At 61.1% G+C, this 15832-nt stretch carries 13 protein-coding genes and 1 pseudogene; 11 read left to right on the forward strand and 3 right to left on the reverse strand.

Annotation, left to right across the window (positions count from 1 at the left end):
- Nucleotides 1–13: 13 nt before the first annotated feature.
- From AC1DE4_RS03770 to AC1DE4_RS03815, 10 genes and pseudogenes are all read left to right on the forward strand, one after another.
- Nucleotides 14–1189, forward strand: a complete 1176-nt coding sequence (locus AC1DE4_RS03770) for a Gfo/Idh/MocA family protein (RefSeq protein WP_113113099.1) — start codon at nt 14–16, stop codon at nt 1187–1189.
- A 5-nt stretch (nt 1190–1194) separates the two neighbouring features.
- Entirely contained in the window at nt 1195–2367 is a 1173-nt protein-coding gene (locus AC1DE4_RS03775) for a dihydrodipicolinate synthase family protein (RefSeq protein ID WP_192302714.1), read from the forward strand.
- A 49-nt stretch (nt 2368–2416) separates the two neighbouring features.
- Nucleotides 2417–3241, forward strand: a complete 825-nt coding sequence (locus AC1DE4_RS03780) for a sugar phosphate isomerase/epimerase family protein (protein ID WP_477880034.1) — start codon at nt 2417–2419, stop codon at nt 3239–3241.
- Nucleotides 3242–4558: 1317 nt separating this feature from the next.
- Entirely contained in the window at nt 4559–4876 is a 318-nt protein-coding gene (locus AC1DE4_RS03785; protein ID WP_477880036.1) for a hypothetical protein, read from the forward strand.
- A 315-nt stretch (nt 4877–5191) separates the two neighbouring features.
- Nucleotides 5192–5857, forward strand: coding sequence for a GntR family transcriptional regulator (locus tag AC1DE4_RS03790; protein ID WP_062369474.1), 666 nt, complete (start codon nt 5192–5194; stop codon nt 5855–5857).
- Nucleotides 5858–6240: 383 nt separating this feature from the next.
- Nucleotides 6241–7173: pseudogene (gene bioB / locus AC1DE4_RS03795) on the forward strand (biotin synthase BioB); the annotation flags it as partial.
- Nucleotides 7170–8315 carry an 8-amino-7-oxononanoate synthase gene (locus tag AC1DE4_RS03800; RefSeq protein ID WP_477880039.1) on the forward strand — a complete coding sequence of 382 codons (1146 nt, stop codon included), beginning with the start codon at nt 7170–7172 and terminating at the stop codon, nt 8313–8315. The pseudogene bioB and the gene AC1DE4_RS03800, both read left to right, overlap by 4 nt.
- The gene (bioD, locus tag AC1DE4_RS03805) at nt 8312–8950 is read left to right on the forward strand and encodes a dethiobiotin synthase (RefSeq protein WP_477880041.1); all 639 of its coding nucleotides are present in this window, start codon (nt 8312–8314) and stop codon (nt 8948–8950) included. Before AC1DE4_RS03800 ends, bioD begins: the two co-directional genes overlap by 4 nt.
- Nucleotides 8947–10215: an adenosylmethionine--8-amino-7-oxononanoate transaminase gene (locus AC1DE4_RS03810; RefSeq protein ID WP_477880043.1), complete on the forward strand. Its 1269-nt coding sequence runs from the start codon at nt 8947–8949 to the stop codon at nt 10213–10215. Before bioD ends, AC1DE4_RS03810 begins: the two co-directional genes overlap by 4 nt.
- The gene (locus tag AC1DE4_RS03815) at nt 10212–11201 is read left to right on the forward strand and encodes a beta-ketoacyl-ACP synthase III (protein WP_477880045.1); all 990 of its coding nucleotides are present in this window, start codon (nt 10212–10214) and stop codon (nt 11199–11201) included. The genes AC1DE4_RS03810 and AC1DE4_RS03815 overlap by 4 nt, the downstream gene beginning before the upstream one ends.
- 42 nt (nt 11202–11243) lie before the next feature.
- Here the strand turns inward: AC1DE4_RS03815 and AC1DE4_RS03820 are convergent, their stop codons facing one another.
- Complete coding sequence (locus tag AC1DE4_RS03820) at nt 11244–11675, reverse strand: Lrp/AsnC family transcriptional regulator (RefSeq protein ID WP_112646901.1); 432 nt, start codon at nt 11673–11675, stop codon at nt 11244–11246.
- Nucleotides 11676–11805: 130 nt separating this feature from the next.
- On the opposite strand from AC1DE4_RS03820, the gene AC1DE4_RS03825 reads away from it, so the two are divergent.
- Nucleotides 11806–12909 carry a saccharopine dehydrogenase C-terminal domain-containing protein gene (locus AC1DE4_RS03825; protein WP_113557899.1) on the forward strand — a complete coding sequence of 368 codons (1104 nt, stop codon included), beginning with the start codon at nt 11806–11808 and terminating at the stop codon, nt 12907–12909.
- A 137-nt stretch (nt 12910–13046) separates the two neighbouring features.
- Here AC1DE4_RS03825 and AC1DE4_RS03830 read toward each other — a convergent pair whose 3' ends face one another.
- Both AC1DE4_RS03830 and amaB read right to left on the reverse strand, forming a co-directional pair.
- Complete coding sequence (locus tag AC1DE4_RS03830; protein ID WP_477880048.1) at nt 13047–14279, reverse strand: pyridoxal phosphate-dependent aminotransferase; 1233 nt, start codon at nt 14277–14279, stop codon at nt 13047–13049.
- Between the two features lie 8 nt (nt 14280–14287).
- Complete coding sequence (gene amaB, locus AC1DE4_RS03835; protein ID WP_169679969.1) at nt 14288–15820, reverse strand: L-piperidine-6-carboxylate dehydrogenase; 1533 nt, start codon at nt 15818–15820, stop codon at nt 14288–14290.
- Nucleotides 15821–15832: the final 12 nt, after the last annotated feature.

Below are 15832 nucleotides of genomic sequence, written 5' to 3' on the forward strand. Positions count from 1 at the left end.
GAGGAAGACGCAGATGGCGACGATTTCGCTTGGCATTATCATGCATGGGATCACCGGCCGCATGGGCTATAACCAGCATCTGGTGCGCTCCATTCTCGCGATCCGCGAGCAGGGGGGCCTTGAGCTTTCCAACGGCGACCGCCTGATGCCCGATCCGATCCTCGTCGGACGCAACGCCGACAAGATCGAGGCCATTGCCCGCAAGCACGGTCTGACGCGCACGACCACTGATCTCGACAGCGCCCTTGCGGATCCGAACAACAGGATCTTTTTTGACGCAGGCTCGACGCAAATGCGCGTCTCGCTCCTGAAAAAGGCAATCGAGGCCGGCAAGCATGTCTATTGTGAAAAGCCGATCTCGGAGACGCTCGAGGAGGCGCTTTCCGTTGCGACGCTTGCCGAACAGCGCGGCGTCAAAAATGGTGTCGTGCAGGACAAGCTCTACCTGCCGGGACTGCGCAAGATCGCGCTGCTCAAGGACAGCGGATTCTTCGGCAAGATACTCTCGGTACGCGGCGAGTTCGGCTACTGGGTATTCGAGGGTGACTGGGGCGTGAAGGCTCAGCGTCCATCCTGGAACTATCGCGCGGCCGATGGTGGCGGCATGATCCTCGACATGCTGCCGCACTGGCGCTACGTGCTGGACAACCTCTTTGGCGAGGTCAAGGCCGTCAGCTGCTACGCGTCCACCCATATCCCGAGCCGCGTCGACGAGAACGGCAAGACCTACAGGGCAGATGCCGACGACGCAGCCTATTCGACTTTTGAACTCGAGGGCGGCATCGTCGCCCACATCAACTCCTCCTGGGCGGTTCGCGTGCGTCGTGACGACCTCGTGACCTTCCAGGTCGACGGAACACATGGTTCGGCCGTCTGCGGTCTGACCAAATGCTGGACCCAGCATCGGGTCAACACACCGAAGCCTGTCTGGAATCCCGATCAGCCGCAGACGATCGACTTCTACAGGACATGGGACGAGGTTCCGGAAACCCAGGTTTTCGACAACGGCTTCAAGGCGCAGTGGGAAGACTACCTGCGCTACGTCGTCGAAGACGCGCCGTGGAGGTTCACGCTGCGCGAGGGCGCCAAGGGTGTTCAGCTTGCGGAACTGGCGCACCAGAGCTGGAAGGAACGCCGCTGGGTGGATGTTCCCTCGCTCGCCGACACCTCCGTGCGCAAGGTTGCCTGACGGCCATGGCAAAGTCACTTCGTCTTCCCGTCTCCGGCGGCACGCTGGAGGATTATGCCATCGCCAACGCACCGCTTGCCGCGCCGGAACGCCCGGCCGGCGGCCATGCCTTCAACCGTGTCGCCTACGCGGCCGCTCATGTGGTCGTCGATCCATTGGCAGACAACGATCCATGGCTCGACCGCAACATCGACTGGGAACGCACCGTTGCATTCCGGGAGTATCTTTGGGATCTCGGCCTCGGCGTTGCCGAGGCGATGGACACCGCCCAACGCGGCATGGGGCTCGACTGGGCTGGCGCCAAGGAACTCATCGCCAATGTCCAATCGGCAGCGCGCAGGCGCCCGGATGCCCTCATCGCCTATGGCGCCGGCACCGACCATCTGCCACCAGGCCCTGGCGTTAGCATCGATGATGTCATCCAGGCTTATGAGGAGCAGGTCGCCTACGTCGAAGGACAGGGCGGGCGGATCATCCTCATGGCAAGCCGCGCGCTTGCGGCCGCCGCCAAGAGCCCCGAGGATTACGTGCGTGTCTATGATCGCATCTTGCGGCAGGTCCGGCAGCCGGTGATCATCCATTGGCTTGGCGATATGTTTGATCCTGCGCTCGCCGGCTATTGGGGTTCGCGTGATGATATGCAGGCCATGGAAACGGCCGTCGCCATCATCAATGACCACGCAACCAAGGTGGACGGCGTGAAGATCTCCCTCCTCTCCGCGGAGAAAGAGATCGTCATGCGTCGAAAGCTTGATCCGGCGGTCAAGATGTATACGGGCGATGACTTCAACTACGCGGAGCTTATCGCCGGCGACGAGAAAGGATACTCACACGCCCTGCTCGGCATTTTTGATGCCATCGCGCCTGCGGCCAGCGCTGCCCTTCAGAAGCTTGGCGCAGACGATCTCGCCGGATTCCACGAGATCCTGGCGCCGACCGTGCCGCTTTCACGGCACATCTTCAAGGCACCGACGCGGTTCTACAAGACGGGCGTTGTCTTCCTGGCCTACCTCAATGGTTTCCAGAATCACTTCCAGATGCTGGGTGGCCAGCAAAGCACGCGCTCGATGGTGCATCTGGCGGAACTGTTCCGACTTGCCGACGAGGCCCGCGTCCTGCGGGATCCGGATCTCGCCGTCAGCCGGATGAAGACGATCCTGGCGACTGCAGGCATCTGAAAATCACGGCATGCACTTCGCATCGCGAGGTGAGGGAGGAATATCAAAAATGGCAGTCAACGGCCTTTCCATCAACCTCGCGACGGTGCGAGAGCAGTACGACATGAAGCAGGCGGTCGAGGCCTGCCTCAAGCAGGATATTGTTGCGATCGCTCCCTGGCGTGATCAGGTGCATAGGATCGGCTTGTCGGAAGCTGCCCGGATCGTCGCCGACAACCAACTGCAGGTGACCGGGCTTTGCCGCGGAGGCATGTTCCCCGCCGCGGATGCTGCGGGGCGAGCTGCAGCAATCGACGACAACAAGAGGGCGATCGATGAGGCAGCTGCTCTCAACGCCGACTGCCTGGTTCTCGTCGTCGGAGGCCTGCCTGCGGGGTCCAGGGATATCGCCCACGCGCGCGATATGGTTGCAGACGGGATCGGCGCGATCCTTCCGCACGCACGCGCATCCGGCATACCACTTGCGATCGAACCTCTGCATCCGATGTATGCCGCCGACCGCGCCTGCGTGAACACACTTGAGCAGGCACTCGATATCTGTGACCTTCTCGGCAACGGCGTCGGTGTGGCCATCGACGTCTATCACGTCTGGTGGGACCCGAAACTCGAGCAGCAAATCACCCGAGCCGGGGCGTCGGGCCGGATCCTGGCACACCACATCTGCGACTGGCTGGTTCCGACCACGGACCTGTTGCTGGACCGCGGCATGATGGGAGACGGCGTGATCGATCTCAAGGGGATCCGACGCTCCATCGAGGCTGCCGGTTATCATGGAGCGCAGGAAGTCGAAATCTTTTCGGCAGCGAACTGGTGGAAACGACCGGGGGAAGAAGTGCTCTCCACATGCGTTGATCGCTTTCGCAGCGTCTGCTGACACAGTCGTTGCGCCGCCGCTAAATCATTGACCAACCGTACATATTTTCACTTACGGCAACCAACGACCCGTTTGGTTCCGCTACATGCTATTTGCAGGGCGGGAAGCCAATGCCGAAGGATGCTGCTGAAATTGCCTCAATGACGGCTGCGGCATCCAGAAAATGTCCTTGCCCCGCTTCCTGCGAGCGGCGCAAATGCTGAAACCTGCCCACAGAATCTCGGACAAGACCGTGCTTTGTCAACAACAATCGCCCGATCATCGGCGAATTGTCACCAAGGCACACCAATCACGCCGCAGTTATTTTGAAATGATTCTGCGCCTCATGCCGGTGGATCAGCGGCGCGACAAATGATCTGACCCTACTGTTCCCCGCGGGGAACTCCGCATGGTCGGGACCCTGCGAGGCTGGCAGCAACCCGATGGTCAGGGCACCTCCTGATGCTGCGTCCTGACGATCTTCCGGCCAATGCGAGCGCGAGACAGGCAGGCAACGCCGAGGGACTTGGCAACTCCGGTCGCAGATCCCTTCATGTCCGAGCCAAGCCCTGCGACGACGCCCAACGATTCCTGTCGAACCGATACTTCCCCTCGCGCCGGTGGATAGCCGCCCGATCAGTCATCTGGCCCATTGTCCCCCGCGGGGAACTTCGCTTGATCGGGACCTTGCGAGGCTGGCAGCAACCGATGGTCAGGGTATCTCCTCATGCTGCACCCCAACGGTCTTCCGGCCAATGCGAGCGCGAGACAGGCAGACAGCTCCCAGCGCCTTCGCAAGGCCATTCGCAGATCCCTTCATGTCCGAGCAAGGCCCTGCGACAACGCCAAACGACTCCTGTCGAACCGATACTTCCCCTCGCGCCCGTGGATAGCGGCACGACACGTCATCTGGCCCATTGTTCCCCGCGGGGAACTCCGCTCGAACCCGGACTCTGCGAGGCTGGCAGCAACCGATGGTCAGGGCATCTCCTGATGCTGCCCTCCAGACGGTCTTCCGGCCAATGCGAACGCCAGACAGGCAGGCAGCGCCGAGAGACTTGGCAAGTCCAGTCGCCGATCCCCTCATCTCCGAGCCAAGCCCTGCGACAAGGCTCAATCAACCTGCATGCACCAACCCACCGTCACCGAAGGCGCCGACCGCATTGTCGCTCACCACCTCGGCTCTTTGCGAGAAGCCCTCTCATGCCTGCCCGGCGCTCGAACGCCTGCAGGTAACGCCGCCGCCTTCACGCCTGGCCCGCGCAGCCGCGAAGTCCGACGCCCTCACACAGGCGGCAGCAGCTGCAACACCCTCCACGCGCAAATCATGGTGCCGACATGACCACAGAAGGTCAGCCCGCCATGTCGCGGCATTCAGATGACGCAGGCCCGCGCGTCGCTCATCGGCAAGAAAATCTCGGCAAACCCAACGGTGAAGCCACCATCATACGCACGAGCGCGCCATCTGGCGTGCCCAAGTCTTTATTTCCAGGACGAAATGTCATCGCCGCCCGGCACGGCCCACCGTCCGAGCGTGGAGTCCCCCGACTACAGGCAAAGGCCGCAAAGCTTGCGCCGGCGGCTGTTACCGCCAACGACGAGGAAGCCTTCACCGCGCAGTGGGGAACGGATCCTGACGACAACGCCCGACCGTGACCCCGATATCCGTCAAGGAACCCTTCGGTCGTCCTGCGCCTCCCTGCATCCAACACAATCATTGCAAGATGGCGTTGGACGAATAAGAGATTGTCCCGCGTCATGGCCCGACAACCAACGCGGCGTGACCCCGCCTTGGTGTCGAACGGACAAACAATCAGGGCCTGGCATTGCCGATCTTCGTGCCGGAACTTTGCAACCAATGCCGCATGGCCGTCAAAACCGCCAGGAACCGCTGCAGGGCCAACCTACCAATCCACAGCAGTCGGTGATACGCATCTCGACAGCATCGAGCGCAGGAACTATCTCTAAAATATGACTATTCATAACGACGACACGATAGCCGGCCGCATAAGTCGCGCGCTCGCGGAGCGCATCGTGACGGGCGCCTTGCCGCCCGGCTCGAAACTGAAGCAGGACCACATAGCCGAGGAATTCGGATCCTCGCACGTTCCCGTGCGCGAGGCCCTGCGCCGTCTGGAGGCGCAAGGCCTTGCGGTCAGCGAACCCCGCCGGGGCGTTCGTGTTGCCTCCTTCGATCTAAAGGAGGTGCAGGAGGTCGCGAAGATGCGCGCCGCCCTCGAGGGCCTTGCACTGCGCCACTCGGCAGAGCACCTGACGCCTTCGCGTCTCGACCAGGCCGAGCAGGCAACGATCGACGGTGACAATGCGCGCGACGTTCGCACCTGGGAAGAGGCCAATCGCAGGTTTCACAAGCTCATCCTCGAACCCTGCGAAATGCCGCGTCTGCTTTCCGCCATTGACGACCTGCATGCGGCGAGCGCTCGATTCTTGTTCGCCACCTGGCTCACCGACTGGGAACCGCGAATCGATACGGACCACCGCAGCATTCTCGCATTCCTTCGCGCCGGCAAGGTCGAGAATGCCGTAACCGCGCTGGAGCGGCATGTGCAATGGATCGGCGGCCCGTCGCGGCGGATGCAGCATGCCGTTCGCGAGCGATTTGCAATCGTCGGCTAGCCTCCGTTCCCACTTGATCCGCGCGCGTTTCCTGCTCAGCGGTAGCCTGCGCTCCGAGCTCGGGCAATAGCGACGCGCATCGGCCGAGCGATCGCAATCCCTGTTGCGCGCTGGAATGCAGCCTAATTTGTGAGATTGGCATCGAAAACGCGAAGCCTGTCAGCCAATCAGGCGCTAGCCGACACTGGAGCACCAGAGCCGGATCCCCAATTTACCTCCGGCGGACTGAAAAACGCACTTGCCTAACGTCGCAGGAAATTATTATAGATAATTTTGATTTCTATCTACGACTCGACATTCCGCAGCGCAAAGGTTTTAGTCAAATGCAGCCACATACCGACTGTCCAACCGCGGCGAACGGCAATAGGGGGCATCTAACCACATCCGACGCCACAATTATCTATAATTTGCCTTTCAACGACCTTCTCTTTCGCGCCCACGGCATCCATCGAGCCAATTTTGATCCCAATGCCGTACAGATGAGCCGTCTCCTGTCCGTCAAGACCGGCGGATGCGCCGAAGACTGCGGCTATTGCAGCCAGTCGGCCCATTATCCGACCGGCCTCAAGGCTTCAAAACTGATGGAGGTCGACCGCGTACTTTCCGAAGCGCGAAAGGCGAGGGAAGGGGGTGCAACGCGCTATTGCATGGGCGCCGCCTGGCGCAGCCCCAAGGACCGGGACATGGATTCGATCGTCGCGATGGTCGAGGGTGTGCGGGCGCTCGGGATGGAGACCTGCATGACGCTCGGCATGCTGACGCCGCAGCAATCGGCAAGGCTCGCGGATGCCGGCCTCGACTATTACAATCACAACATCGATACCTCGGAGCGCTTCTATAGCGAGATCATCACAAGCCGGACCTTCGCAGATCGCCTTGATACCCTTGCCAATGTCCGCCAGGCCGGCATCAAGGTCTGCGCCGGCGGCATTCTCGGAATGGGCGAGACGGCGGAAGATCGGATCTCGATGCTTGTCACGCTTGCCAATCTTCCGGCGCCGCCAGAGAGCGTTCCGATCAATATGCTGATCCCGATCCCGGGTTCAAAGCTCGCCAATGCAAAGCCGATCGATCCAATCGAATTCGTTCGGACGGTTGCACTGGCACGCATCCTGATGCCTGCTTCCCACGTTCGCCTGTCTGCGGGACGAACGGATATGTCGGACGAGATGCAGGCGCTCTGTTTCTTTGCGGGCGCCAATTCCATCTTTGTGGGCGAAACCCTCCTGACAGCGGACAATCCCGGTGAGGATCATGACGCGGCTCTCTTTCGCCGCCTGGGGTTGAAGGCCGAACAGCTGGAACGGGTAGAGTGAGTGCCGGGGGCCTTGCAGTCTATGAGCGCAAGCTCGCTGGCCTTGATCGCAAGGGAAGGAGCCGCAGCCTTGTCGCCGCTTCCGGCGCGGATTTCGCCTCGAACGACTACCTTGGTCTTGCGCAATCGCAGCGGCTAGGAGATGCGCTTCGGTCTGCATTGGACCGCGGCGTGGCAGTGGGGGCCGGGGGTTCGCGCCTGCTACGTGGCAATCATCCGGAGCATGACGCGCTGGAGCGGGAGGCTGCCGCGTATTTCGGGGCAAAACGGGCGCTCTACTTCGCCAACGGTTATGCTGCCAATGTGGCATTGTTCTCAACCTTGCCACAGCGCCAGGACATCATCCTTCATGATGCGCTCATCCATGCCAGCGCTCATGAAGGGATTTCTGCCAGCCGAGCGCCATCGATCGCGACCTCACACAACGATGTCGACGCCGTCGCCGACGCCATCCGATCATGGCGCAAAGCCGGCGGCACCGGTCGACCCTGGATCGCTGTCGAAAGTCTCTACTCGATGGACGGGGATCGCGCGCCGCTTGCCGAGTTGGCCGAACTTGCGAGGCTCCATGATGGTTTCCTCGTCATCGATGAGGCACATGCGACGGGGGTCTTCGGAAAGGGAGGACGCGGCCTGGCGGAGCAGATCGGGCATCCAGAAAACTGCATAACGCTGCACACCTGCGGCAAGGCGCTTGGTGCGTCGGGCGCGCTTGTCCTTGCACCGACAGTCCTCTGCGATTTTCTCGTCAATCGCGCCCGCAACTTCATCTATTCAACGGCACCATCCCCGCTGATGGCTGCGACAGTTCGGGAGGCATTGAGGATCCTCGACGATGAACCGGAGCGACGCGACAAGCTCGCCGGACTTGTCTCTCTTGCCAATCGCGAGATGGAAAGGACGATCGGGATGCAATCCAGCGGCTCACAGATCCTCCCCATTCTTGTCGGCGACAATCGCCGCGCGGTGCGGATCGCCGAAGGCTTGCGGGCCGAGGGTTTCGACGTCAGACCCATCCGCCCACCAACCGTGGCGGAGGGCACGGCGCGTTTGCGCATCTCCATCACCCTCAACGTCGAACCGGAGACAATTTCGCGGCTGTTCGAGAGGCTGGCCGTTGTCATGCGAAAGGAGCAGCAATGACGTCGCGCTTCGTCGTCACCGGCACTGACACCGGCATCGGCAAGACTGTTTTCGCTGCCGCATTGACCTGCGCACTCAAAGGGCATTACTGGAAACCTGTCCAGTCGGGACTGGACGAGGAGACCGACGCAGAAACAGTCGCCCGACTGGGCAACGTTCCGCCCGAACGGATTCTCCCCGAGGCCTACCGGCTAAAGACACCAGCATCCCCCCACCACGCAGCAGCGCTTGATGACGTAACGATCGAACCCGGCGCGCTTGAACTCCCGGCGCTCCCACATCCGCTTGTCATTGAGGGCGCTGGTGGCGTTCTCGTTCCACTGACATCAGGAATCCTGTTTGCCGATATCTTCGCTCGCTGGCAGGCACCCGTCATCCTGTGCGCCAGAACCTCGCTCGGCACCATCAACCATACGCTGTTATCCGTAGAAGCGCTGCAGCGCCGATGTGTGCCCATCTTCGGCATTGCCTTTATGGGTAAGGAAAACGCCGAAACCCAGAGGATCATCATCCACATGAGTGGTGCTCGGGAATTGGGACGGCTGGAGCCGACCAACCCGCTTACCCACGACGGCCTGATGGCAGCCTTTCATCGCGGCTTCGACGTGTCGGTCTTTCGGAGTTCAACGTCATGACGCGTTCCCCTGTATGGCATCCATTTACACAGCACGGCCTCGAGCCGCCGATGAAAAAGGTCATAGAGACGGAAGGCGCCTATCTGATCGACGAAGCCGGCAGTCGCATTCTTGATGCGATCTCCTCATGGTGGGTCATCACCCACGGGCATCGGCATCCGACGATCATGGAGGCGATCCGCCGTGCGACCGACAGTTATGACCAGGTCATCTTCGCCGAATACACGCATGCCCCTGCCGAAGAACTCGCCCGTGGTCTGATCAAGGTAAGTCCGGCCGGGCTTGAGCACGTCTTCTATTCGGACAGCGGGTCGACGGCGGTCGAGGTTGCGTTGAAGATGGCGCTTGGCTTCTTCCACAACACCGGCAGGCGCCGCGATCGGATCGTCGTCATGGAGCACGGTTATCATGGCGACACGATCGGAACGATGTCCGTCGGCGAAAGGGGCGTCTTCAATGCCGCCTACGAGCCTCTGCTGTTCGGCGTCGATCGACTTGCCTTTCCGGAGCCCGGTTCGGAGCAACGGACGCTTGATGCCTTTCACCTCCTTTGTTGCTCCGGCCAGGTCGCGGCTTTGTTGATTGAGCCACTGGTACTTGGCGCCGGAGGCATGAAGATGTTTGAGCCATCCTTGCTCGGCAAGCTCAGGGAGATCGCCCGCTCCCACGATGTGCTTTTCATCGCAGACGAAGTGATGACCGGCTGGGGCAGGACAGGCACCCTGTTTGCCTGCGATCAGGCAGGTATTTGTCCGGATATCCTCTGCACATCAAAAGGACTGACCGGGGGCGCCATGCCGCTAGCTGCCACACTTTGCACAAGCGAGATCTTTGACGCGCATGTTTCCACCGACCGCCGCAAGACCTTCTTCCATTCGAGTTCCTACACTGCCAACCCGATTGCATGCGCGGCAGCGGTCGCCAACCTGGAGATCTGGGCAAACGAGCCGGTTCAGGCGCGCATAGATCGCCTCACTGCCCTGCAGGAGAAGGCGCTGCGACGCTTCGCCAATGATCGGCGCTTCATGAACGTCCGCCAGACCGGCACCATTGCGGCGCTGGACATGGCTGTCCGCTCGGAAGGATATTTAGCCGACATAGGACCGCGCTTGCGCGGCTTCTTCCGCGACCGCAACCTCCTCATTCGCCCACTTGGAAACGTCATCTACCTCATGCCACCTTATTGCGTGTCGGAAACCGAAATCGATCGCCTTTATGACGCCATAGACGAGGCAGCGGACGAACTGATCGGAACAGCAGCATGATGAAGGTCCGCTCCGCGCGTATCGCAGGCTTTGGGCACGCTGTTCCTGGTCGCTGTGTCGAAAACGCCGAAATCGAGCAATCCCTCGGGCTCGAAACCGGTTGGATCGAGCGTCGCACCGGGATCCGCACCCGATACTGGGCAGAAGAGGGCGACACCCTCAGCGGCCTCGCCACCGAAGCCGGAGCCATGGCCCTCGACAATGCCGGGATCAATCGATCCGAGGTCGGCCTGATGCTCCTGGCAACCTCCACGCCGGATCAGCTGCTGCCACCGACGGCGCCACTCGTGGCACACAGGCTTGGACTAGAGCACTGTGGCGCGATCGACCTGGCCGGCGCCTGCTCCGGCTTTCTTTATGCCCTGACACTCGCAGACGCATTCGTTCGCACCCAGGGGAGGCCGGTTCTTGTCGTTGCCGCCAATATTCTCAGTCGCCGCATCAATCCGGCCGAGCGAGCCAGTTGCGTATTGTTTGCTGACGCGGCGGGCGCAGTCGTGCTGACGCCCTCCAGCGATCCTTCCGTCGGAATTCTCGGCACTGAACTCTGCTCCGAGGGCAGCAACTATGACCTGATCTCGATTGCCGCCGGCGGCAGCAACAAGCCCTTCGCGCCAGGGCGCGCCGCCACGGACTATCTGATGACGATGCGAGACGGGCGTGAGGTGTTTTCCCGGGCGGTCGAGATGATGAGCACCGCCTCGCAGCGGACGCTCGACATGGCTGGCGTGGAAGCTGCAGCGATCACCCGATTTGTACCGCACCAGGCCAATGTCCGGATATTTCAGGCAGTTGCAACCAATCTCGGGATCGGGCCCGAACGGACCGTCTGCTCGCTGGACCGGTTCGGAAACTCTTCCGCCGCGACGATCCCGCTCACCTTGTCGCTGGATGCAGCCGCGCGGCCTCTCAGGGAGGGTGAAACCCTTCTTCTTGCAGCAGCCGGTGCTGGTCTCACCGGGGCGGCCGTCACCTACCGCGTCTAGTGCTTCGGGCAATCCAGGCTGACCGCGAGATGCAGGTGCCCTTTAGCGGTTGATGCGCGTCGACAGGATGATCGAAGAGAGGGTTTTCTCGACGCCGTCGATATCACCAATCTTGTCGATGGCGGTATCGAGCTCGCTGATCGAGCCGGCGGCAACGATTGCGATCATGTCGAAGCTACCGCTGACCGAATGGACCGAGCGGACGTCCGCAATGGCCTGCAGCTCTTGGGTGACGCGTCCGAGCGCCTTGGCAGCAAGGGTGATCAGCACGTGGGCCTTTATCTGACCGCTCTCGAAGTTATCCGACAGCCGCACGCCATAGCCTGCTATGACGCCGTCGCGCTCCAGGCGCTCGATCTTGGCCTGCACTGTTGTGCGCGACAGGCCGAGTTTGCGGGCAAGCATGGCGGTCGGCATCCGGGCGTTTTCGCTGAGAATCGACAGAAGCTGCCGATCCTTGTCACTCATCGTCATATTGATCAATCCAGCCGGCGATATGCCAAAGAATTCCAGTCGATTTTATCATTCTCGCGCTGTGAATCAACCAAACCGACAGGAATAAAGGGGGCATAAAGATTTCTCGAACCAATATGAGGGAACGCATATGAAAAACATTGTCGTCATCGGCGCTGGCAAGATCGGCTCGACGATCGCCCGTCTTCTCATCCATTCCGGCGACTACCACGTCACGCTTGCCGACCGCAGCAAGCAACAGCTGGATCACATGGAGACCAACGCCGCGCTCAGCCTAGCGGAAGTGGACATTGCCGACCACGCAGCCTTGGTCAAACTCCTTTCCGGCAAGTTTGCCGTGCTGAGTGCCGCCCCGTTCCATCTGACGATTGCCATCGCCGAGGCTGCGGCCGAGGCCGGCGTGCACTACCTCGATCTGACCGAAGACGTCGAATCCACCCGCCGCGTCAAGGCAATTGCCGCCGGTGCATCCACCGCGTTCATACCACAATGCGGCCTGGCGCCGGGCTTCATCTCGATCGTCGCCAACGATCTTGCGAGCCGCTTCGACAAGCTCGACAGTGTTCGCATGCGCGTCGGCGCCTTGCCGCAGTATCCCTCGAATGCCTTGAACTACAACCTGACCTGGAGCACCGACGGCGTCATCAACGAGTACATCGAGCCCTGCGAGGCGATCGTCGACGGCCAGCTCATCGAAGTGCCGGCTCTGGAAGAGCGGGAAGAGTTCTCCCTCGACGGCGTGACCTACGAGGCCTTCAATACCTCCGGCGGTCTCGGCACGCTGTGTGAGACGCTGAAGGGCAAGGTTCGCACGCTGAACTATCGTACGATCCGCTATCCCGGCCACGCCGCGATCATGAAGGCATTGCTGAGCGACCTCGGACTGCGTCATCGCCGCGAAGTTCTCAAGGACATCCTCGAGCACGCCTTGCCGTCGACGATGCAGGACGTCGTCATCGTCTTCGTCACTGTGTCCGGTTGGAAGAACGGCCGTCTCGTGCAGGAAACCTATGCCAACAAGGTCTACAGCGCTGTTGTCGCCGGCCGCATGATGAGTGCGATCCAGATCACCACCGCCTGCAGCATCTGCGCCGTGCTCGACATGCTGGCCAAGGGTGAGTTGCCTGGCAAGGGTTTCATCCGCCAGGAAGATATTGGTCTCGACGCATTCCTCGACAGCCGCTTCGGCCACCACTATGCGCAGAAGGCGTACGGCGAAAAGATCGCCGGCTGATCGTCCAATCAAAGTGGACAGGAAAAAGCGCCCGGAAGTGATCCGGGCGCTTTTGCGTTGTCTGCCTGGCAACGAAAGCCAAACTCAATTCACTTTGCCTTGTGGGGGAAAATGGCGACCCTGTCTCGCTCAGACAATCAGCCGAGCCGCCTGCAAGCCGCTGCGATTCGCTCCAGGGCTTCCTTCAGGTCCGCTTCCGCTGAAGCGTAGGAGATCCTGAAGTACGGCGACAGGCCAAAGGCCGAGCCCGGAACGACAGCGACATTCGCCTCCTCGAGCAGATAGGCGCAAAACTCGCTGTCCGACGTGATCTTGCGGCCGCCTGGGGCAGTCTGGCCGAGAATGCCGCCACATCCGGAGAAGGTATAAAAGGCGCCCTCGGGAACCCGGCAATCGAGACCATCAATTGCGTTCAGACCGGAAACGACGAGATCGCGGCGCCGCTTGAAGCTCTGCGTTCGCTCGGCAAGAAAATCCTGCGGCCCGTTGAGTGCGGCAACGGCGGCAGCCTGGCTGATCGAAGATGGGCAGGACGTCGCCTGGCTCTGTACCACGGCCATAGCCTTGATAAGCGCCTTCGGGCCACCTGCATAGCCGATACGCCACCCGGTCATGGCATAGGCCTTGGAGACACCGTTGATCGTCAGCATGCGCTCACGCAGGCGCGGCTCCAGCTGCAACGGCGTGACGAACCGAAAATCGTCATAGACGATGTGCTCATACATATCGTCGACCATCAACCAGACATGCGGATGCCTGAGCAGTACATCCAGCAACGGGCGATAGTCCTTTGCGCTATAGGCCGCACCGGACGGATTGGACGGCGAATTCAGCAGCAGCCAACGCGTCCGCGGCGTGATCGCCGCTTCGAGTTTTTCGGCGGTCAGCCGGAAGCCGCTCTCGGCATCGCATGGGACAAGCACCGGCTTGCCTTCGCAGATCTGAACGATATCGGAATAGGACGTCCAGTAGGGCGTGGGAATGATAATCTCGTCGCCGGGATCGACGGTTGCCATCATCGCGTTGAAGAGGATCTGCTTGGCGCCGGTGGCAACGGTTATCTCGCCAACCTCGAAGGAAACTTCGTTCTCGCGCTGAAACTTGGTGCGGATTGCTTCCTTCAACGCCGGCGTGCCGTCGAGCGCCGTGTATTTTGTGTCGCCGCGCTGCATTGCGTCCCATGCAGCCTGCTTGACATGGTCTGGCGTTTCAAAATCAGGCTCACCGGCTCCAAGGATGATGACCGGCTTGCCGTCCCGTTTCATGGCAGCAGCGCGCGCCCCGATCTGCAGGATCTCCGAGACGCCTATGGCAGATATCCTCGAGGCGGGACGAAAGCCCGCCTCTTCAATCTTCACATCGATCGTCATGGCAACACCTATTCGATCTCGAAGGAAACGCCCTGAGCCAGCGGCAGAGCCTTCGAATAGTTGATCGTGTTTGTTGCACGGCGCATGTAGGCCTTCCACGCATCCGACCCGGACTCGCGGCCACCACCGGTCTCCTTCTCGCCACCGAATGCGCCACCGATTTCAGCGCCTGATGTTCCGATGTTGACGTTTGCAATACCGCAATCGGATCCATCGGCTGACAGGAAGCGCTCCGCTTCACGCAGGTCCAGCGTGAAGATCGACGAGGAAAGCCCCGCGCCGACGGCATTGTGGTCTTCGATAACGCTGTCGAAGTCGGAGTATTTCATCACGTAGAGGATCGGCGCGAAGGTCTCTTCCAGCACCGGCCCGACCTGCGACGGCATTTCCACGAGCGCCGGCTTGACGTAATAGGCCTTGTCGTGGGGCATCGCGACGCGCTCACCGCCGTTGACCGTGCCACCATGGGCTTTCGCCTCGCCGATCGCCTTTTGCATATTGTCGAAGGCAAGCTTGTCGATCAGGGGACCGACCAGAGCCGTGCTTTCAAGCGGATTGCCGACAGAGACATTGGCATAGGCCTTTTTCAGGCGCGGTACGAGTTGATCATAAACACTCTCGTGGACGAACAGGCGGCGAAGTGTCGTGCAGCGCTGGCCGGCCGTGCCCATTGCCCCGAAGGCAATTGCGCGCAGCGCCATGTCGAGATCGGCAGACGGGCAGACAATGCCGGCATTGTTGCCGCCGAGTTCCAGGATCGAACGGGCAAAGCGGCGAGCAAGTCGAGGACCGACTTCCCGTCCCATACGTGTGGAACCCGTCGCCGAAACCACCGGCACCTTCGGATGGTCGACCAGGACCTCGCCGATCGCACGGTCGCCGATCAGCACTTCGCTCAGACCCTCTGGCGCATCACCGAAGCGGGCAATGGCGCGCTGCAGGATGGCCTGCGATGCAAGTGCGGTCAGCGGCGTCTTTTCGGAAGGCTTCCAGACGACCGCGTTGCCGCAGACCAGCGCCAGAGCAGCGTTCCAGGCCCAGACTGCGACAGGAAAGTTGAAGGCAGAGATGACACCGACAACACCGAGGGGATGCCAGGTTTCCATCATTCGATGCCCCGGCCGTTCGGTTGCGATGGTCAGACCATAGAGCTGGCGGGAAAGACCGACCGCGAAATCGCAGATGTCGATCATCTCCTGTACTTCCCCCAGGCCTTCGGACGGAATCTTGCCGGCTTCGATCGATACCAGTCGACCAAGCTCCGTCTTGACGGCACGCAACTCTTCGCCCAGGAGGCGGACAAGCTCACCGCGCTTCGGCGCCGGGACAAGGCGCCAGGTCTGGAATGCGCGCGCAGCCTTGTCGATCTTGGCGCCCGCCGCGTCCTGGCTGTCCGTCTTCAAAGCCGCGAGCTGCTCGCCCGTGACCGGGCTGTAGGAGGCCAGGTCGCCGCCGGTGTAGAGCGCCTTGTCGACGCCGATTTTGTCGAGGAGCCCGACGGCTTCTTGGGCCACATTCACTGTTCTTGCTGCGATGGTCATTTGTGCACTCTT

Source organism: Rhizobium sp. 10N414, from assembly GCF_056394785.1.

Coding starts and splice junctions, on each gene's coding strand:
- AC1DE4_RS03770 (WP_113113099.1), top strand. CDS start 14: ATGGCGACGATTTCGCTTGGCATTATCATGCATGGGATCACCGGCCGC.
- AC1DE4_RS03775 (WP_192302714.1), top strand. CDS start 1,195: ATGGCAAAGTCACTTCGTCTTCCCGTCTCCGGCGGCACGCTGGAGGAT.
- AC1DE4_RS03780 (WP_477880034.1), top strand. CDS start 2,417: ATGGCAGTCAACGGCCTTTCCATCAACCTCGCGACGGTGCGAGAGCAG.
- AC1DE4_RS03785 (WP_477880036.1), top strand. CDS start 4,559: ATGACCACAGAAGGTCAGCCCGCCATGTCGCGGCATTCAGATGACGCA.
- AC1DE4_RS03790 (WP_062369474.1), top strand. CDS start 5,192: ATGACTATTCATAACGACGACACGATAGCCGGCCGCATAAGTCGCGCG.
- bioD (WP_477880041.1), top strand. CDS start 8,312: ATGACGTCGCGCTTCGTCGTCACCGGCACTGACACCGGCATCGGCAAG.
- AC1DE4_RS03810 (WP_477880043.1), top strand. CDS start 8,947: ATGACGCGTTCCCCTGTATGGCATCCATTTACACAGCACGGCCTCGAG.
- AC1DE4_RS03815 (WP_477880045.1), top strand. CDS start 10,212: ATGATGAAGGTCCGCTCCGCGCGTATCGCAGGCTTTGGGCACGCTGTT.
- AC1DE4_RS03820 (WP_112646901.1), bottom strand. CDS start 11,675: ATGACGATGAGTGACAAGGATCGGCAGCTTCTGTCGATTCTCAGCGAA.
- AC1DE4_RS03825 (WP_113557899.1), top strand. CDS start 11,806: ATGAAAAACATTGTCGTCATCGGCGCTGGCAAGATCGGCTCGACGATC.
- AC1DE4_RS03830 (WP_477880048.1), bottom strand. CDS start 14,279: ATGACGATCGATGTGAAGATTGAAGAGGCGGGCTTTCGTCCCGCCTCG.
- amaB (WP_169679969.1), bottom strand. CDS start 15,820: ATGACCATCGCAGCAAGAACAGTGAATGTGGCCCAAGAAGCCGTCGGG.